Origin of the sequence: Klebsiella oxytoca NBRC 105695, assembly GCF_001598695.1 — a bacterium.
GTDB lineage: Bacteria > Pseudomonadota > Gammaproteobacteria > Enterobacterales > Enterobacteriaceae > Klebsiella > Klebsiella oxytoca.
Genome location: NZ_BCZK01000018.1, coordinates 1 through 19,467, shown reverse-complemented (window position 1 = coordinate 19,467; position 19,467 = coordinate 1). Strand labels below are relative to the sequence as shown.

18 protein-coding genes and 1 other RNA gene are annotated in these 19,467 nt (G+C 54.3%); 7 read left to right on the top strand and 12 right to left on the bottom strand.

Annotation, left to right across the window (positions count from 1 at the left end):
- Positions 1 to 32: 32 nt before the first annotated feature.
- The 11 genes from KO1_RS23535 to KO1_RS23485 form a co-directional block, all read right to left on the bottom strand.
- A complete protein-coding gene (locus tag KO1_RS23535) occupies positions 33 to 602 on the bottom strand; it encodes a fimbrial protein (RefSeq protein WP_004106030.1) in 570 nt (189 codons plus the stop codon).
- 329 nt (positions 603 to 931) lie between these two features.
- Entirely contained in the window at positions 932 to 1,705 is a 774-nt protein-coding gene (locus KO1_RS23530) for a DeoR/GlpR family DNA-binding transcription regulator (protein WP_004106029.1), read from the bottom strand.
- A 110-nt stretch (positions 1,706 to 1,815) separates the two neighbouring features.
- The gene (gatD, locus tag KO1_RS23525) at positions 1,816 to 2,859 is read right to left on the bottom strand and encodes a galactitol-1-phosphate 5-dehydrogenase (RefSeq protein WP_004115763.1); all 1,044 of its coding nucleotides are present in this window, start codon (positions 2,857 to 2,859) and stop codon (positions 1,816 to 1,818) included.
- Positions 2,860 to 2,905: 46 nt separating this feature from the next.
- Complete coding sequence (locus KO1_RS23520) at positions 2,906 to 4,279, bottom strand: galactitol-specific PTS transporter subunit IIC (RefSeq protein ID WP_017145366.1); 1,374 nt, start codon at positions 4,277 to 4,279, stop codon at positions 2,906 to 2,908.
- Positions 4,280 to 4,284: 5 nt separating this feature from the next.
- On the bottom strand, positions 4,285 to 4,569 hold the full coding sequence (gatB, locus tag KO1_RS23515) for a PTS galactitol transporter subunit IIB (RefSeq protein WP_004106023.1): 285 nt from the start codon (positions 4,567 to 4,569) through the stop codon (positions 4,285 to 4,287).
- A gap of 26 nt (positions 4,570 to 4,595) precedes the next feature.
- Positions 4,596 to 5,063 (bottom strand): PTS galactitol transporter subunit IIA, encoded by a 468-nt coding sequence (gene gatA, locus KO1_RS23510; RefSeq protein WP_016809840.1) that lies wholly within the window; start codon positions 5,061 to 5,063, stop codon positions 4,596 to 4,598.
- 15 nt (positions 5,064 to 5,078) lie between these two features.
- Entirely contained in the window at positions 5,079 to 6,350 is a 1,272-nt protein-coding gene (gene gatZ, locus KO1_RS23505; protein WP_004106019.1) for a tagatose-bisphosphate aldolase subunit GatZ, read from the bottom strand.
- Positions 6,351 to 6,526: 176 nt separating this feature from the next.
- Positions 6,527 to 7,342: an HPr family phosphocarrier protein gene (locus KO1_RS23500; protein WP_004115756.1), complete on the bottom strand. Its 816-nt coding sequence runs from the start codon at positions 7,340 to 7,342 to the stop codon at positions 6,527 to 6,529.
- A 10-nt stretch (positions 7,343 to 7,352) separates the two neighbouring features.
- Positions 7,353 to 8,765 (bottom strand): PTS fructose transporter subunit IIC, encoded by a 1,413-nt coding sequence (locus KO1_RS23495; RefSeq protein ID WP_004115754.1) that lies wholly within the window; start codon positions 8,763 to 8,765, stop codon positions 7,353 to 7,355.
- 10 nt (positions 8,766 to 8,775) lie between these two features.
- A complete protein-coding gene (tagK, locus tag KO1_RS23490; RefSeq protein WP_004115752.1) occupies positions 8,776 to 9,690 on the bottom strand; it encodes a D-tagatose-1-phosphate kinase in 915 nt (304 codons plus the stop codon).
- Positions 9,691 to 9,714: 24 nt separating this feature from the next.
- A complete protein-coding gene (locus KO1_RS23485; RefSeq protein ID WP_004106011.1) occupies positions 9,715 to 10,569 on the bottom strand; it encodes a tagatose bisphosphate family class II aldolase in 855 nt (284 codons plus the stop codon).
- A 352-nt stretch (positions 10,570 to 10,921) separates the two neighbouring features.
- Here KO1_RS23485 and KO1_RS23480 point away from each other — a divergent pair, with 352 nt between their 5' ends.
- Positions 10,922 to 11,716: a DeoR/GlpR family DNA-binding transcription regulator gene (locus KO1_RS23480; protein ID WP_162556702.1), complete on the top strand. Its 795-nt coding sequence runs from the start codon at positions 10,922 to 10,924 to the stop codon at positions 11,714 to 11,716.
- A gap of 10 nt (positions 11,717 to 11,726) precedes the next feature.
- Positions 11,727 to 12,674 (top strand): sugar kinase, encoded by a 948-nt coding sequence (locus KO1_RS23475; RefSeq protein ID WP_004106007.1) that lies wholly within the window; start codon positions 11,727 to 11,729, stop codon positions 12,672 to 12,674.
- Between the two features lie 50 nt (positions 12,675 to 12,724).
- Here the strand turns inward: KO1_RS23475 and garD are convergent, their stop codons facing one another.
- Positions 12,725 to 14,296, bottom strand: a complete 1,572-nt coding sequence (gene garD, locus KO1_RS23470) for a galactarate dehydratase (RefSeq protein WP_004106006.1) — start codon at positions 14,294 to 14,296, stop codon at positions 12,725 to 12,727.
- Between the two features lie 518 nt (positions 14,297 to 14,814).
- Here garD and garP point away from each other — a divergent pair.
- The 5 genes from garP to rnpB all read left to right on the top strand — a co-directional run.
- Positions 14,815 to 16,149, top strand: a complete 1,335-nt coding sequence (garP, locus tag KO1_RS23465) for a galactarate/glucarate/glycerate transporter GarP (protein ID WP_004106004.1) — start codon at positions 14,815 to 14,817, stop codon at positions 16,147 to 16,149.
- A gap of 28 nt (positions 16,150 to 16,177) precedes the next feature.
- On the top strand, positions 16,178 to 16,948 hold the full coding sequence (gene garL / locus KO1_RS23460; RefSeq protein WP_004115747.1) for a 2-dehydro-3-deoxyglucarate aldolase: 771 nt from the start codon (positions 16,178 to 16,180) through the stop codon (positions 16,946 to 16,948).
- Positions 16,949 to 16,976: 28 nt separating this feature from the next.
- Positions 16,977 to 17,867 (top strand): 2-hydroxy-3-oxopropionate reductase, encoded by an 891-nt coding sequence (gene garR, locus KO1_RS23455; protein WP_004105999.1) that lies wholly within the window; start codon positions 16,977 to 16,979, stop codon positions 17,865 to 17,867.
- Positions 17,868 to 17,932: 65 nt separating this feature from the next.
- The gene (gene garK / locus KO1_RS23450; protein ID WP_004105997.1) at positions 17,933 to 19,078 is read left to right on the top strand and encodes a glycerate 2-kinase; all 1,146 of its coding nucleotides are present in this window, start codon (positions 17,933 to 17,935) and stop codon (positions 19,076 to 19,078) included.
- A 32-nt stretch (positions 19,079 to 19,110) separates the two neighbouring features.
- Positions 19,111 to 19,467, top strand: an RNA gene (gene rnpB, locus KO1_RS23445) — RNase P RNA component class A; the annotation flags it as partial.

Genomic DNA, 19,467 nt, shown 5'->3' with positions numbered 1-19,467 from the left:
ACCATATGGTGGGTAAAAGCACAACGTGAGAATTAACGATAATCGATGGTAACGTCGACGGAAGCGTTCGCTTCCCCGGCGGTGATGGCCGAAGATTCAACGGTAGAGACGTAGTAAGCCTGCAGATTGACGTCCGTTTGTTCACCCGTGATATCAAAAGTGACCGGGGTGTCGTTCAGTTTATTGAGCGCCAGCTGGGCTCCGTCGGAAGCGCGGTCGATGCGAATACCGACGCCGGTCGCAGGCGTGGCCGAACCCGTTACTGCAACCAGATCGTTATTTGCGCCCGTAGTACCGCCATTACGCGTTTCCAGCCAGAGCTGGAACGACTTGCTTTCGCTGCCATCAACATGTTTCCAGGCTTCAGTTGGGCAATTGGTCAGCGGAATGGTGAACGGGGTAGTCGGTGATTTGTCGCCTACGGTTTTAAACTGGGTATTAGAGTAATGGCCCAGTTCAACATTTACCGTATCGCCGTTAGCGAATTCACAGGTAGAGGTGGTGATTTCACCCGTGAATTCAATAGTACCATCGCTTGCCCAGGCGCTGCCTGCAGCCATTGCCAGTAATCCAACTGCAACGGACTTTGCAATTACATTCATTTTTTACCTCATCCATGTATTTTTTTTGGAAAACATCTTTTATGGTGATTAAGCTTTTTTCATAAATCATCACGACGAAGATTATATTGAACTTTTTATGAATTCATATTGGATGAGGTGGGTTTTAGGATTGTATTTATGGTAATCCGCTGTAAAGTTAAATGTGCTTAATTTACGTTTAAATAAAAGTTTTCAGCAATGGGTTTATGAACTGATTTTATTAAAAATGAATTCATGAACGTACCGGTTAGCAAGCTATTTTTATAGATTTTGTTTTTATAATATTTATCAAGTGACAAAAGGCAGATGTTTAATATCTGCCGGGTTGTCTAGACGATTTGTAACTCAATGGGTGTGTTTTTTAACTCAGCGAGATATTCCCCGCTAATCCCGTCATCGGTAATCACGCAGTTTATTTTTTCCATCGGCAGAACCTGGTTGAAGCCGCGACGATTAAATTTGCTGGCATCCAGCACGGCAACGACTTTATGCGCAGCGGCTGCCATGACGCCGCTGATGGAGTAGCCTTCGTTGAAGGTCGTGATGCCGTTGGTGGTGTCGATACCGTCCGCGCCGACGAACATGAGATCGGCGCTGATGCCCTGAAGCGAGCGTTCAGCGATGGTGCCGTGCATCGAGTGCGTTTTGTGGCGCACGGTGCCACCGCACACCACCAGGGTGATATCTTTATTTTCTGAAAGCGTAAACGCTGCGGGTAAGCTATTGGTAATCACCGTAATATTGGTCATACGTACCAGCGCCTCGGCAATCAGCAGGGTGGTGCTGCCGCTATCCAGGATCACCGTCATGCCTTCGCTAATCATTGCCGCCGCGGCCTGGGCTATTCGCTTTTTCGGGTCGCTGGCCAGTTGATAACGCTCTTCCAGCACCACTTCCTGGCTATCTCCTTCGGTTAAATTGCTGCCGGGCCTCGCGGCGCCGCCGTGAAAGCGGGTGAGTAATCCCTTTTCCTCCAGCAAGCGGAGATCGGCCCGGATAGTCACTTCGGAGATGCCAAAGAGATTCGAAAGGTCCAGCACCAATACGCTACCCTGCGTATTGACCATTTCGACAATTTTGTTCCTTCGCTCGAATGAGTTCATATTAATTTGCCTGATAATTAACTGATCTTAGTGTAATCGAAGGATAATGAAAGTTGAACGATAATTTTCGAAAGGTTATGTGAGCCAGCGCAGATTGCTGGCTCAGGCGGTCAGGAGAGTTTAAGCAGGATTTTCCCCTGCATCGGCGCGCCGTTGAGCGCCTGGACTTCGCGGGCAAAGCTTTCGGCATCGCCGATGTGGGCGATAAGCGGGGCAAGCTGAATGCGTTTTTCCGTCAGCAGCCGAGCCGCCGTTTGCCACTCTTCTCCCGGCCACGGACCGGAGTAATTCATCCAGCTACCAACGATAGTCAGCTCTTTACGGAGAATCTGGCCAAAGGTGGCGGAAGGCAGCGTCAAATCATGGTGCAACGTGCCCACCAGCGCCAGCTGCGCGCGCGGTCCGGCGACCTCAATACCCAGCGCCACGGTTTGCGGCGTGCCGGCGGTTTCCAGCACCAACTGGTCGAACTGAATCTCTTCCAGCGCCGTTTGAATCTGTTTGCCGCTCATCTCCTTACTGTTAAAGACGTGCGTTGCGCCGAGCGTTTTTGCCAGCTCCAGCTTCTGCGGGTTGATATCAATAGCCGTAATACTTTTGGCGCCCAGTTCGCGGGCGCACTGTAGCGCCAGCAGGCCAATCGTGCCTGCGCCAATAATAATCACGTTTTTCCCTTCGCAGCCCTGCGCCAGATGAAAGGCGTGCAGACCGACGGTAATCGGTTCAATAAACGCGCCGTCATCAATCGGCATCTGATCCGGCAGACGGAACAGGTTGGCGCGTTTAACCACCACGTACTGCGCATTTCCGCCTTCGCTGCGCGAACCGACAAACTGATACTGCTTGCAGAGAGAGTAATATTCGCGCTGACATTGGGGACAACTAAAGCAGGGGAGCAGAGGCACGCAGGCTACCGCGTCGCCCGGTTGCAGGTCGGTCACTGCTGAGCCGTAAGATTCAACATAACCGCTGAACTCGTGACCCAGGGTGATGGGATAGTAGTGGGCGCCTTTGGCGAAGATGCGCGGAATATCAGAACCGCACAATCCAGAGCTGACGACTTTGACCAGGACATCGTTTTCCGTTTGTAGGGCCGGTATCGGGCGTTCTTCAACGCGCACTGTCCCCTCAGCATGGATAACCACTGATTGCATAATATTCTCCAGAAATGTCCGGGGGAGCGAATGCTCCCCCTTGAGATTAAGAAACGCTCGGGCTTTGCTGCGCGGCGGTGGCTTTCTCTGCGGCGGCGAAGCTGCGCGCCCGACGCCACGTCAACAGCACGCCGGCGACATAGATGACGCCGATAACCACAAAACCCACCACGTTTTGCCAGGTGAAGAGCTGAATGAGCAGCCAGGTAACCGGTGAACCGCCCTGGTCCATAGAGGCCACAAGGCCGCCTGTCTTCAGAGCCCCGGCGTTAGCCGCCAGCTGGGTATGCAGGCCGATGGTCTGCGTCGCAATCCATAGCGTGATCCCCATCAGGATGATCCCGGAAATCAGCGTGCGGAACAGGTTCCCCTGGTGTACCGCCACCGCCATGGCGACGAAGAATCCAATGGTCGCGAGATCGCCGAACGGCAGGACCTGGTTGCCCGGCACCACAACCGCGATCAGAATAGTGAGCGGAATAAAGATCAGGCTGGCCGATACGACCGAGGTATGCCCAAGCAGTAGCGCCGGATCGAGACCAATCAGGAAATCCTGGCCGCCAAACTTCGCCTGCAGACGTTTACGCGCCTGTTTGGCAATCGGGTTCAGGCCATCCATGATAGGTTTGATAACGCGCGGCATCAGCAGCATGACGGCCGCGGTTTTGACCGCCAGCTGGAGAATTCCCTTCAGGTCGTAGCCCGCCAGCGCGCCGATGACCAGACCCATCACAAAACCGACGGTGACCGGTTCGCCAAACGGACCGAAGCGTTTCTGAATGTCGTCAGCGCTGAAGTGAATGCGGTTCAGGCCGGGGATTTTTTCGATAATCGTATCGACCAGCACCGCTATCGGCCCTAAATAAGCCGAGCTACCGTGCGGTATGGCGATACCATCAAGGCCGAAAAAGTCGCGGGTATCCTTCGCAAACCAGTCGCCGAGCTTGTAAACGAAAGCTGCATGCACCACTACGCCAAGAATACCAATCCAGTAAGAACCGGTCGCGATATGCAGCATGGCGCCGGTAAAGGTCATATGCCAGATGTTCCAGATATCGACGTTCACGACGCGAGTCATCCGGGTGACCAGCATGAAAATGTTGACTGCGATGGCGATAGGAATCGCCACCAGCGCAATTTGCGACGCCCAGGTCATCGGTGACGACCCCGGCCAGCCAATATCAATCACGTGCAGGTTAATCTGGAAATGCTCAGCCATCGCTTTTGCCGCCGGGCCGATAGAGTCGAGCATCAGGCCGATAACCAGGCCGATACCGACAAAGCCAATGCCGATATGCAGGCCAGATTTAAAACAATCCCCGAGTTTCATCCCCAGTATTTTGGAGAAGATAATGATCACGATAGGCAGCATCACCGTCGGACCAAGATCGAGGATATAACGCATGATTTCGCTAAACATGGGCGTTACTCCGTCAGGATGTTCAGGATTTTTTGCTGCAGCTCTTCAATGCCTACGCCGGATATGAAAGGCATACCGTGAACCACCGGAATGTCGCCAAAGGTTCTGTCAACCCGGGCGGTGGTGCAAATGAGGTGTGCGCCGTCCATATAGGTTTCGATTTCATTCACCCGGCACTGCACCAGGTCCAGCTCGATGCTGTGGTCCGCGCACAGATCTTTGATCTCTTCTGCGGCCATGGTCGAGGTGGCGACAGCGCCGCCACAGGCGACGATTACTTTGCGTTTCATAGGGTACCCCTTTTATTATCAGTGTCTTATAAAGCCTGAGCGTTCGGCTCTGACTCAAGGATAGAGCGCCGAAACAGCTCGGGCAGCTGCTCCTGCGAGGCAGCGAGCAATGCTTCTAGCGTGGTTGGGTTCTGTAGCTCACTAAATAACCGGCGCAGCAGCTGTAGCTGTGCAGTCGGATTTTCTACAATCAGCGCGATGATTAACGAAACGTCGATTTCGCCGTCGTCGTCAGCACGCTGAAAAGGGACCGGATTGTCCGGGCGAATCAGGTAGATAGCCGGAGACTTCGCATGTACCGCCTCGCAGTGGGGAATCGCGACCGCATGCTGCTCCAGCGCAATACCGGTTGGGAAAGTCGCTTCTCGTTCGAGCAGCGCCAGCGGATAGCTATCGTGCACGACGCCGCGCGCCAGCATCTCTTCGCCAATGTGTTCCAGCGCCTGCTGGCTGGAACGAAAATGAATGCCGGTACGAACAAACAATTGACTCATAAATCCTCTTTAACTTCAGGCGATTTCAGATGAACAGCCGTAACGGTAGGCACGCAGCACATCCTGAATTTTGTCGAGGATGAGGTCGTGCGGTACGGCGGCGAGTTCGTTTAACGACAGTCGTTCAAACTGCACGGGCATATACTGGCTGATAAGGCCCAAAGGCAGCTTAGTTTCGGTCAGGTTTGCCATTAACTTTTCCACGCTCTGGCGAATACGCGGATGCGGCCAGTAGTAGCGAATGCGATCGGACAGGCTGAAGTGAATATCAACCATTGCCTGGCTCCAGGTCGGACGATAGTACTTCTGCCAGTAGCCCGGTTCGTTAAGCATCACTTCATCAATCACTTCCATTACGCGGCTGCGAGACTCCGGAGCGACCAGTTCATTCTCCATTTGCGCGAGAGCAAAGATGGCTTCACGCAGCGCGAAGGTTAGCGCCGGACCCACTTTCAGGATGGCGTAATGGTCGCGTACCAGCGCCCGGTAGGCCTGACGGGACTGGTAGTCAGTCGAGTGCGCTTCGTAGACCATGGGCGTGCTTTCGATCCACGCGGAGAGTGCTTTGGCTGCCTCCGGTTGGTAATGAATAATTTGCGTATGGTCGAACTCAACGCCGGGCTGCACCACGATAGCGATGACGCGATCCAGCGCGGCGTTCAGCCCCAGATTACGAAAGGCGGCTTCATGGGTTTCCAGCGTTGCCGCCGCATCCTGGGCGCGGGTCACGTGGACGCTGCCGATGGTGCTGGCTTCGCCGCCGGGAACCGGAACTTCGGTGCCGATGACGTAGGTCAGATGGCGTTTCTGCTCGTCGGTTGCGGTCTCTTCCGCAGCCTGGCACAGGCGAGCGGCGCGTTCGGCGACGACGGCCGGGTTCAGCGGCACCGGATCGTCTGCACAGGACATTGAAGCATCGAGATGGATTTTGCTGAATCCTGCGGCGACGTAGGCTTTAATCAGATCGACTGATTTTTCCATCGCTTCAGCGGCGGGTTCGCCCTGCCAGCAGTTGGGGCCGAGATGGTCGCCGCCGAGGATGATGCGTTCTGACGGGAAACCGACTTCGCGGGCGATTTTATTTACGAAATCACGGAAGTCCGCAGGCTGCATTCCGGTGTAGCCGCCAAACTGGTTAACCTGGTTAGAGGTGGCCTCGATGAGGACCTTATTGTTGGTATGCAGATCGAAACGTAGCGCGGCTTCGATGACCAACGGGTGTGCGGAACAAACTGAGCAGATGCCGATGTGTTCGCCAGCTTTGTGGCGGGAAATAATATCTTTCATTTCAAACCTCCGTTTTCTTTCGAATATATTCGTTATGTTTTGTTTTGCTCGCAAACTCCTTTGTTTTGATTTGTGATCAATCTCGAAAAAAAGAAAGGTAAAACGTAATGTTGCGAAAGTTAAAGATAAAAAAAAGCTCTGGCGATGACGGCAGAGCGTTTTTAATTGTTTGAAATTTAACTAAATAATCGAGACAGCCAGCTCCGTTTAGGTTTTTCTACGGGCGGAACGGCACGCTGCGGCTGAGCGGCGATTTCGCCTAATCCGGCATTAAAGGCCGCGCCAATAGCCTCCAGCGCCTGATGAGCATCCTCTCCGCTGGCCATAAAGTGCAGCCGATGGCCCTGTTTTGCGCCGAGAGAGACAACCCGCATCAGATTTTTGGCGTCAACAATGGCGGAACGCGTATCGAGATTTTCCACCCGGATTTGCGACTGCCACTGCTTCACCGCTTTCACCAGTACCGCGCTTGGTCTCGCGTGCAGTCCGTGGGGATTGCGCAGGGTAAAGGTCGCCTCTTCGTCGAACATCGGGGGCGGTTCCGTCTCTTCTCCTCCGGCCGGGAAGATATTCCCGGCCAGTATCTCCAGCACCGCCTGTGGGCTCTCAGCGCGCGAAAGCGCTGCCGGCACGCGCTCATCGCTCAGGGCGTGGGTAAGCTGGCGGAGAATATCAAGGTGTTCGTTATCCTGGGCGGCGATGCCCACAATCAGATATGCCGTTTGTTCTTCTCCCCAATCCACACCCTGCGGGCAGGCCAGTACTTTGACACCGGTTTTCAGTACCGCATCGCGGCTCTGTGGCGTGCCGTGAGGGATCGCGATACCGTTGCCGAGGTAAGTGCTGATTTGTCCTTCACGGTCGCGCATGCCGCTCAGATAAGCGGGCGTGGTATGCCCGGCTTCGGTTAATTTGCCAACGACGCGTTGCAGCGCTTCATCTTTCGTTTTGATCGCGCGATCGAAATGGATATCTGCGCAAGTCAGTTGCATACATAGCTCCTTATTTAATAGCGCCGGCCAGCGATGTCGCTTCCAGGGCCCGCTTTTGCCACAGCCTCCAGCATCCCAGCATGACCGCGCCGCAGGCGGAACCGGCGAGAATGCACAGCACCCACATCAGTGGTTTGCTCACCAGTGGCAGGATCAGGAAGCCGCCGTGCGGAGCGGGAACCTGAATATGCAGGCTGTAGCTAAGAACCGCAGAGATGGAAGAGGCGATCATCATCATGGGGATAACGCGTAAAGGATCTTTCGCGGCGAACGGAATAGCGCCTTCAGTAATATGGGTGCAGCCGAGAATATAGTTGACCATCCCGGCGGCGCGCTCTTCTTCGCTGAACCCTTTCGGGAAGAAGGTCGTTGCCAGAGCGATAACCAGCGGCGGTGTGATGCAGGCGGCGGAAACCCCGGCCATAAAGAAGTAGTTGCCCTGGCCAAGCAGCAGCGTACCGGTGACGTAGGCGGCTTTATTCACCGGGCCGCCGAAGTCGAAGGAGCACATCGCGCCGACCACAATACCTAACAGAATCGGGTTTGCTTCCTGTAATGAACTTAGCCAGTTCATCATCGCGTTATTGATGGCGGCGACGGGTTGACCGAGGAGGACCATCATTACACCAATCACCAGCACGCCGATGAGCGGCATAATGAATATCGATTTGAGCCCTTCATACTGTCGCGGCAGGCCGTTGAGCATATTGCGGATCAGCAGCATAAAATAACCGGCGGCAAAACCGGCGATAATTCCGCCGAGAAAGCCTGCGCCGGTCGCATTGGCCAGTAAGCCACCGACGAAGCCCGCGACCATACCGGGACGCCCGGAAATAGACCAGGCGATATAGGCGGTGAAAATCGGTACCATGATTGAGAAGGCTTGTTGGCCCACTTTCATTAGCGTTGCGGCGATCGCGTTATATTGCGGCGAGTTTGGATCGGCGGAGTAGATGCCCCACAGGAAGGAGATGGCAATCAAAATCCCTCCCGCTACGACAAACGGCAGCATGTTGGACACGCCGCTCATCAGGTGCTTATAAACCTGACGGCCGAAAGACTCTTGCTCGTATTTCTCCGTTGACTCGGCGGAAGCAGAAATTCCCTGGCGACGCGCCGCCTGACCGCCGATCACTTTATTAATTAAATCGGCCGGATGGTGAATGGCTTCTTTAACCGGAACCTCAATGACTGGCAGGCCATTAAACCGCTCGGCGTTCACGTCTTTATCGGCGGCGATAATCACGCCATAAATATCTTTTAAATCCGCGGGGGTAATCGCGTTTTCAACGCCGGAAGCGCCGTTGGTTTCCACTTTAATATCGACATTTAATTTCTTTGCTGCGGTTTTTAAGGCCTCTTCAGCCATAAAAGTATGTGCAATACCCGTAGGGCAGCCGGTAACTGCAATGATTTTTTTCATAATCGGACCTTTATAATTGGACGACCTGAATTTGTTGTAATAATTCTTCTGTGCGTTGTAATTTGCCTAACCCGGCGGAAGCGGCGACATCGGCGCCGGTCGCGCTGGCTAATGCCAGAGCGTGAGTGACATCTTCTTTGTTAAGCCATTTACTGAGAAAAGCACCCAGTGCGGCGTCACCAGCGCAGGCGGAGCTGACCAGTTCAATTTTCGGTGCGGAGCAAAACCACACGCCTTCGCCGTTGGAAAAGTAGAGACCCTCGGCTCCCATCGTCAGCAGCACGTTGCGAGCGCCCAGTTGATGCAGCGTGCGCATGGCCTCACGCACCTGCTGGCGGCTACTGACGTCAAGACCGAAGATTTCCCGCAGCTCGTCATCGTTGGGTTTAATCAACAATGGCCGCAATTCCAGCAGCTGGCGCAGTACCGGATGGCTGATATCGAGAATAACTTCACAGCCTTTCTGCTGGCATAATTCAATGATTTCAGCATAAAATCGGCTTTCAATTCCCGGCGGCAGGCTGCCGCTGATCGCTAAATAATCCCCGGAAGTGACGCATTGCAGATGATGAATAACCTGTTGTTTGCACTCATCATCAATTTTTGCTCCGGGATTAACGAGCTTATATTCCTCAGCTCCGTCATTAATAAAAATATTAATTCGGGTTGGCTCAGAGACCCATGCCGGCGTCACTTTAATGTTTTTCTGACGTAACTCTTCCACAATATAACGGCCAGTGAAACCACCGAAAATGCCCATAATGTGAGTGGGCTGCTGATAGTGATTTAATATCAGCGAAACGTTCACTCCTTTGCCATTCGGGCAATATTCCGTGTGCCGGGTTCGGTTCACTGCCGACGGCTTCAGCGGATCGCAAAAGATATTCATATCGATTGCAGTATTGAGTGTCAGGGTATGGATCACGACATTGCTCCTTCGATCCGAAAATTACAGTTGTCCTTCACAGCCGCAAACGTGAATGACTTTGCGTACGATATCCTTCATCGCCGCTTTTGCCGGTTTCATATAATGACGCGGATCGTTAGCGTCTGGATTTTCCTCGAAATAGTGCTTCAGGGCATCGGAGAAGGCGATTTTCAGCTCGGTGGCGACGTTGACCTTGCACACGCCCAACGAGATTGCCCGGCGGATATCGCTATCGGCCAGACCCGATGCGCCATGAAGAACCAGAGGAACCTCAACGCGATCGCGAATGGCGGCGAGGCGGTCAAAATCGAGCTTGGGTTCTGCAGCGTACATGCCGTGGGCAGTACCGATAGCGACCGCCAGCGAGTCGATACCGGTGCGGGCGACAAATTCACGCGCCTGTTCCGGGTTGGTATACAGCGCATCTTTTGCATCGACCACGAGATCATCTTCCACACCGCCCAGGCGACCAAGCTCGGCTTCGACGCTGGCATCATAACGGTGGCTCAGTTCAACCACGCTCTTGACTAACGCGACGTTTTCTTCAAAAGGTGCGTGTGAACCGTCGATCATGACCGAGCGGATACCGGCCTGTACTTTACGTGTGATATCGGCCAGATCTTCATGGTGATCGAGGTGGACCGCTAAAGGGAGATCCCAGATCTTAGCCAGATCGCGAGCGATCGCCACCACGTTACCGGTTCCTGCATAGCTATAAGTTCCAGGGGTGCCGGCAAGGATCAGCGGAGAACGCAGCTCGGCCGCCGTCTCTACCACCACCTGCATCGTTTCCAGGTTGTGGATATTAAAGGCCGGAACAGCGTATCCAAGCCGCTGAGCTTTCAACAGCATGTTTTTACTCGAGATAATGTACATTCTTGCTCCTTAACTTTCATTTTGTAAATTTATTCGTTACTTACGCCTTCGTTTTGAAAGTAATGTAGCGATCGCTACGTTTTGTTGTTGTGATCAATCGCACACTACTGTGATGTTATTTTAAAAATGAAAGTTATATGCTCTTGTTTGTTTTCTTTTTTAAAAGTATCTTAAAAAGCGTGATTAAACATAACCTACTGAATTAAATAATTTTAATTCGCTATTGAATGCTTAAAGAAGGCCTGGCGTTTGACAATGCAGCGGGGAAATTTAAAAATGAAAGTTATTCTGGGAGAAAATAAGAAGGCACAACACTGTGGCAAAACCGTCTACAAGTCTGCTGAAAAGGCGCCTGGACATCGCGGAGATCGTGCGCAAAAACGGAGAGATCAAAGTCGACGATCTGGCTGAAATGCTGGCTGTATCTGGGGTAACGATCCGTAATGACCTGAACTACCTTGAACAGCAGGGCTACCTTAAGCGCTCGTTTGGCGGCGCAATTTACACTTCCCAGGCCGGGACCCCGATCGCCTTGGCTCAGGAGGCTCCGGTAGTAACGGATAAAGCCCTGGAGACCGAAATGGCTCGCCAGATCGCCGTGCAGATCGAAGATAGCGAAACGCTCTTTCTGGGGCAGGGGTCGATCTTACGCAAAGTGATCCCGTTCCTTGCTGGCTATGACGAGCTTTGTCTGCTGTTAAACGACCTGGCGCATGTGCCGCTGGCGCAGGAGTTTCTGAATGGGGAAACCGTGCTGCTCGGCGGCGTACTCGGGAGCAGCGGCAAAATAGTCGAAGGCGATCTGGCGCTGAACGCGCTGGGTCAATATCGCCCCTCACGAGCGCTGATCGCTGTCGACCACATTGCGGAAGATGGCACCTTGAGCGTCAGACAGGAAGCCAGCGCTCGCCTGCTGAGCGAAGCGGTGGCGCAAAGTGAGAGGGTGATTGCGGTCGTTGCGCATCGTCCGGTGTATGGCGATAAACGCTACGCGATTGGCGACTTGCAGCAAATTAGCGGCATCGTGACGCCGCAGGTGGTCGCCGCGGAGTATCACGCCCGCCTTCTCGCCGCTGGCATGACTAACAGCTATACCAACAACGAGTGCCTGACATGGCTCAACCCTGCTTTGCAGAAGGCAAAGTAAAGGAGCGATGATGAATGTGACCATTTGCACCATCGGCGAACTACTGGTGGAGTTTCTGGCAAAAGAAGAGAACCAGGGTTTTTCTCGCCCGGGTGAATTTTGGGGGCCATATCCCAGCGGCGCCCCGGCAATTTTCGCCGATCAGGTGGCAAAGCTGGGGCTGGGCTCGGTGCTTTTCAGCTGTGTCGGCAACGATGCGTTTGGTGAAATGAATATCGCGCGGCTGGAAAGCGACGGCGTAAACGTTAATGGGATCGCCATACTGCAAAAGGCGACCACCGGCAGCGCTTTCGTGAGCTACCGTAGCCAGGCGCAGCGCGATTTTATTTTTAATATGCCGAACAGCGCCTGTGGTTTGCTAACCGCTGACCATATTGACGACCGTCTGCTTAACCAGTGCAATCATTTTCACATTATGGGCTCTTCGCTGTTTTCGTTTCGCATGATCGACGCGATGCGTAAAGCGATTGAAAATATTAAAGCGCGCAACGGCACGGTTTCGTTCGATCCGAATATCCGCAAAGAGATGCTCAACATCCCTGAAATGTCGCAGGCTTTTGAATATATCCTTGATTATACAGATATTTTTTTGCCCAGCGATGGCGAACTGGATTACTTTGGCCTCAACCCTGGGCGCAATGAGCAGGTGCTGGTGGATAAGCTTTTAAAGCGCGGCGTTAAGCACGTGGTAATTAAACGCGGCCCGCGCGGAGCGAGCTATTACAGCGCCAGAGAAACGCATCATGCTGCCGGTTTTCATGTCCCGGTTGTCGATCCGACGGGGGCCGGCGACTGCTTTGGCGCCACCTTTGTCAGCCTTTTCCTGTCCGGCGCATCGCCGCAGGAGGCGCTGAGATGGGCCAACGCCAGCGGCTCTCTGGCGATTACCCGGCGTGGGCCGATGGAAGGGACTTCCACCAAAGCGCAGATAGAGGGGTTTCTCAACGCGCATCAATAGCAGAGGTATCCCGCCCGAAGCATCACGAGCGGGATAAGTTGCTGAGCCGATCAGGTCACCGGCGCCGGGTTAAACACCGCCAGCTGATTGTGCAGGCCCCACTGATCTGAGAAAGTCTTCTTGCGGCCGCTGGCGACATCAAGAATAAATTCAAACAGCTTCAGCCCTACCTCTTCAATGGTTTCTTCGCCGGTGGCGATGGTTCCCGCATTGATATCCATTAGGTCATACCAGCGGTTTGCCAGCTCGGTACGCGTCGCCATTTTAATCACCGGTACGGCGACCAGGCCATACGGCGTACCGCGACCGGTAGTAAAGACCTGCACAGTGATCCCGGAGGCCACCTGCTGAGTACCGCAGACGAAGTCGCTCGCCGGCGTCGCGGCGTAAATCAAACCGCGTTTGGTCGGGCGCTGCCCCGGAGAGAGCACTTCGGCAATCGCGCTCTTTCCGGATTTAGCGATAGAACCCAGCGCCTTTTCTACAACGTTGGCCAGACCGCCTTTTTTATTGCCCGGGGAGGGGTTGGCGCTGCGGTCGGTTTTACCCATATCAAGATAGTTATCGTACCAGGCCATCTCCTCCAGCAGGCGTCTGCCGACTTCTTCGTTGATGGCGCGCGGCGTCAGCAGATGAATCGCATCGCGTACTTCGGTGACTTCGGAAAACATGACGGTCGCCCCGCAGCGCACCAGCAGATCGGAGGCATAGCCCACCGCCGGGTTGGCGGTCACGCCAGAAAACGCATCGCTGCCGCCGCACTGCATACCGACCACCAGTTCGGAGGCCGGGCAGGTTTCGCGCTGGCGCTGGTTCAGCTTCTCCAGATGGCGCTCGGCGACCTGCAGAATGTCATCCACCATTGATTTAAAACCGACGTGCTTCTCATCCTGCAGGCTGACGATGCTGGCGCTATCTACGGGAATGCTTTTTACATCGTCGGTGCCTTCCAGCAGGCGCTCCGGCTGCAGTTTCTCGCAGCCAAGGCCAATCACCATCACTTCGCCGCCGAAGTTTGGATTGAGGGCCAGGTTATGAATGGTGCGGATCGGAACGACCGCTGCCGGAGCGTTAATCGCCACGCCGCAGCCATAAAGATGGTTCAGACCCACGACGCCATCGACGTTGGGATACTTCGGCAGCAGATCGCGTTCGATAATTTTCACTACGTAATCGACGACTCCCGCCACGCAGTGCACGCTGGTGCTAATACCGAGCAGATTTTTGGTGCCAACGCTGCCGTCGGCGTTGCGATAGCCTTCGAAGGTATAGCCTTCCAGCGGCGGCAGCGGCGCCGGAACTTTGGTCGCCAGAGGTAAGGTGTGCAGAGGCGGCGCCTTCGGCAGTTCCACCAGCGATTCGTCAATCCAGCTGCCCTGCGGAATATCGCGTACCGCGTAGCCAATCACCTCGCCATAGCGGATGATTTCACCGTGTACAGGAATATCGACCAGCGCGACCTTGTGGCCTTGCGGGATATGCTCAACCAGCGTGAGCCCGTCAGGGAAACGCGTTCCGGCTTTTAAACCTCGATCGTTAACAATAATCGCCACGTTATCCGTTTCGTGCACTTTTATATAAAACGCCGTTGGCGATTCTTGTCTAATTTCAATGTCAGCCATTGTCCAGTATTCTCCAGCAAGGTGCGAATAATAAAATAAAACGTTTATACCCGTCATATTTCAAGCTGCATTTGCGTTGGCTTTCCTCGCTCACCCCAGTCACTTACTTTAGTAAGCGCCAGGGGATTCCCTGCGTTGCCGCCTTCATGCAACTCGAAATATTTAGGGTATATTCAATTTCTGATGCGCAGATTTGTGAAATAAAGAATGTCAGGTGTTTGAATTTGAAAATGTGATCTAAATCACCCATTGCTACGCAAGAGAACCCGCGCATGGGGGAAATCGCTGGAACTGTGGATCAGCGCCCATTGATTATTGCATTTGCACAACATTAGAGATAATTAAACGCCATTTACAGGTTGTATGCACAGTGTTTAACGGTCGCAAGCTGATTATACTGAGTCATGCTTGCAATGCGCCGGATGAGTAAATCGATACCTCCTGATATTGATTTCTGAATAATTAAGAATCACACCAAAATAAATAATGGAAGGTGTGTTGTACCTGAGGAATATGAGATGAGTCTGGATGCAACAATAGAACAGAAAAAAAGTGTGCCAACCCGCTATTTAATTCTGTTAATTATTTTTATTGTCACTGCCGTTAACTATGCCGACCGCGCGACGCTTTCGATCGCCGGTACCGAGGTGGCGAAAGAGCTGCAGCTGAGTGCGGTCTCAATGGGCTATATTTTCTCCGCTTTTGGCTGGGCCTACCTGCTAATGCAAATCCCCGGCGGCTGGCTGCTCGATAAATTTGGATCGAAAAAGGTCTACTCTTACAGCCTGTTCTTCTGGTCGCTGTTCACCTTCCTGCAAGGCTTTGTGGATATGTTTCCGCTGGCGTGGGCGGGCATCTCAATGTTTTTTATGCGCTTTATGCTGGGCTTCTCTGAAGCGCCATCTTTCCCGGCAAACGCCCGTATCGTCGCGGCGTGGTTTCCGACGAAAGAGCGCGGCACCGCATCGGCGATCTTTAACTCCGCGCAGTATTTCTCCCTGGCGCTGTTCTCGCCGCTGCTGGGCTGGCTGACCTTTGCCTGGGGTTGGGAGCATGTCTTCACCGTCATGGGCGTGATTGGCTTTGTGCTGACCGGCCTGTGGATAAAACTGATCCATAATCCCACTGACCATCCGCGCATGACGCAAGAGGAGCTGAAGTTTATCTCCGAGAATGGCGCAGTCGTTGATATGGACCATAAAAAGCCCGGCAGCGCGGCGGCCAGCGGTCCGAAGCTTCACTATATCAAGCAGCTGTTGACCAACCGCATGATGCTGGGCGTATTCTTCGGTCAATATTTTATCAATACCATTACCTGGTTCTTCCTCACCTGGTTTCCGATTTATCTGGTGCAGGAAAAGGGTATGTCGATTCTGAAAGTGGGTCTGGTCGCATCGATTCCGGCGCTGTGCGGTTTTGCCGGCGGCGTGCTGGGCGGCGTGTTCTCTGACTATCTGATTAAACGCGGTTTTTCCATCACCGTGGCGCGTAAGCTGCCGATCGTCCTCGGAATGCTGCTCGCTTCCACCATCATTCTGTGTAACTACACCAATAATACCGCGCTGGTGGTCACCCTGATGGCGCTGGCATTCTTCGGTAAAGGGTTTGGCGCGCTGGGCTGGCCGGTGATTTCCGATACTGCGCCGAAAGAGATTGTTGGCCTGTGCGGCGGCGTATTTAACGTATTTGGTAACGTTGCTTCCATCGTAACCCCGCTGGTTATCGGTTACCTGGTGAGCGAACTGCACTCATTCAACGCAGCGCTGGTCTTTGTTGGATGTTCCGCCCTGATGGCGATGGTTTGCTATCTGTTTGTGGTCGGCGACATCAAACGTATGGAACTGCAGAAATAATTAACGGTTAAGTGACAAGGTATAAGTGATGAATAACGATATCTTCCCGAATAAATTTAAGGCGGCCCTGGCGGCGCATCAGGTTCAGATTGGCTGCTGGTCCGCGCTGGCGAGCCCAATTAGCACCGAAGTTTTAGGCCTGGCCGGTTTCGACTGGCTGGTACTGGACGGCGAACATGCGCCGAACGATATCTCTACCTTTATCCCGCAGCTGATGGCGCTGAAAGGTAGCAACAGCGCGCCGGTCGTTCGCGTACCGACCAACGAACCGGTGATCATTAAACGCCTGCTGGATATCGGTTTTTATAACTTTCTGATCCCGTTTGTAGAAACGGAAGAGCAGGCGATTAACGCCGTTGCCTCAACCCGCTATCCGCCTGAAGGCATTCGCGGCGTATCCGTCTCGCACCGCGCCAATATGTTTGGCACCGTGCCGGATTACTTCGCGCAGTCGAACAAAAATATCACCATTCTCGTGCAAATCGAGAGCCAGCAGGGCGTGGATAACGTTGATGCGATAGCCGCCACGCCTGGCGTGGACGGTATTTTTGTCGGCCCAAGCGATCTGGCCGCTGCGCTGGGTCATCTGGGCAATGCTTCCCATCCGGAAGTTCAAAAAGCAATCCAGCACATTTTTGCCAGCGCGAAGAAGCACGGTAAGCCGAGCGGTATTCTGGCGCCGGTTGAAGCCGACGCGCGCCGCTATCTGGAATGGGGCGCGACCTTTGTCGCCGTCGGCAGCGACCTGGGCGTTTTCCGTTCTGCCACGCAGAAGCTGGCTGACTCCTTTAAGAAATAACCACCACCGAAACTAGAGAGATAAAGACATGACAATGAAAGTTGGTTTTATTGGCCTCGGTATCATGGGTAAACCAATGAGTAAAAACCTCCTCAAGGCGGGTTACTCGTTGGTGGTTGCTGACCGTAATCCGGAAGCGATTGCCGAAGTGATTGCCGCAGGCGCAGAAACCGCCGCATCAGCGAAAGCGATTGCCGAGCAGTGCGATGTGATCATCACCATGCTGCCGAACTCCCCGCACGTGAAAGAGGTCGCGCTGGGCGAAGGCGGGATCATTGAAGGCGCGAAGCCGGGCACCGTTTTGATTGATATGAGCTCCATCGCGCCGCTGGCGAGCCGCGAAATCAGCGAAGCGCTGAAAGCGAAGGGCGTCGATATGCTGGATGCCCCGGTCAGCGGCGGCGAACCGAAGGCTATCGACGGTACGCTGTCGGTGATGGTGGGCGGTGATAAAGCGATTTTCGATAAATATTACGATCTGCTGAAAGCGATGGCGGGATCCGTGGTACACACCGGCGAGATCGGCGCGGGCAACGTCACCAAGCTGGCCAACCAGGTGATTGTGGCGCTGAACATTGCGGCGATGTCCGAAGCGCTGACGCTGGCGACTAAAGCGGGCGTGAACCCGGATCTGGTTTATCAGGCCATCCGCGGCGGGCTGGCCGGGAGCACCGTGCTGGATGCCAAAGCGCCGATGGTGATGGATCGTAACTTTAAGCCGGGCTTCCGTATCGATCTGCATATTAAAGATCTGGCGAATGCGCTGGATACTTCTCACGGCGTGGGCGCCCAGCTGCCGCTGACCGCCGCAGTAATGGAGATGATGCAGGCGCTGCGCGCTGATGGCCTGGGTACCGCCGACCATAGCGCACTTGCATGCTACTACGAAAAACTGGCGAAAGTGGAAGTCACTCGCTAACAAGAAGGGCGCGGATGCGCGCCCTGTAATTCTTGCCTTGCGCGGCACTGTCAGGCTACATAACTATGAAAATCGTAATCGCCCCAGACTCTTATAAAGAAAGCCTCTCGGCCACCGAGGTTGCTCAGGCTATAGAAAAAGGTTTTCGGGAAATTTTCCCCGATGCGCTCTACGTGAAGGTTCCTCTCGCTGATGGCGGAGAAGGTACCGTTGAGGCGATGATTGCCGCGACGCAGGGAACCGAGATGAGCGCCTGCGTGACGGGGCCGCTGGGTCTCCCGGTTGATGCCTGCTGGGGGCTTTCCGGTGACGGCAAAACCGCGTTTATCGAAATGGCTGCGGCCAGCGGGCTGGGGCTCGTGCCGCCCGTACAGCGTAACCCGCTATTGACGACATCGCGCGGTACCGGCGAGCTGATTCTGCAGGCGCTGGATCACGGGGCGAAAAATATCATCATTGGCATTGGCGGCAGCGCCACCAACGATGGCGGCGCAGGAATGGTGCAGGCGCTGGGCGCGCGGCTTTGCGATGCCAACGGCGCAGAGATTGGCAACGGCGGCGGTAGTCTGTGTAGCCTCAATTCGATAGATATCTCCGGTCTTGATGCCCGACTGCATGATTGCGCTATTCGGGTCGCCTGCGATGTCACCAATCCGCTGATCGGCGATAGCGGCGCGTCAAGAATTTTTGGCCCGCAGAAAGGGGCTACCGAAGCGATGATCCGCGAGCTGGACAGCAATCTGGCGCACTACGCCGATATTATTAAGGCCGATCTGCATGTCGATGTGAAGCAGGTTGCCGGTGCGGGCGCGGCGGGCGGTATGGGTGCCGCGCTGATGGCGTTTCTGAAGGCTGAATTACGCAGCGGGATTGAAATCGTGACCCAGGCGCTGAACCTGGAAGAGCATATCCTTGATTGTTCGCTGGTGGTGACCGGCGAAGGTCGGCTGGATAGCCAGAGTATTAACGGTAAAGTGCCGGTTGGCGTGGCAAGCGTGGCGAAAAAGTATCATAAGCCGGTGATTGGCATCGCCGGTAGTCTGACCCGGGACGTCGGTGTGGTTCACCAGTATGGGATTGATGCGGTGTTTAGCGTGCTGACCAGCGTAACGACGCTCGAAGAGGCGTTTCGCGGCGCGGCGGACAATATTTATCATGCGTCGCGTAATATTGCGGCGACATTGCAGGTTGGGATGGCGACGGAAGGATGACAACCGTCGGTAAACCCTCTATACTTCGCGCCGAAGCTGACCAGACAGTCGCCGCTTCGTCGTCGTCCTCTTCGGGGGAGACGGGCGGAGGGGAGGAAAGTCCGGGCTCCATAGGGCAGGGTGCCAGGTAACGCCTGGGGGGCGCAAGCCCACGACCAGTGCAACAGAGAGCAAACCGCCGATGGCCCACGCAAGTGGGATCAGGTAAGGGTGAAAGGGTGCGGTAAGAGCGCACCGCGCGTCTGGTAACAGTTCGCGGCACGGTAAACTCCACCCGGAGCAAGGCCAAATAGGGGTTCATAAGGTACGGCCCGTACTGAACCCGGGTAGGCTGCTTGAGCCAGTGAGCGATTGCTGGCCTAGATGAATGACTGTCCACGACAGAACCC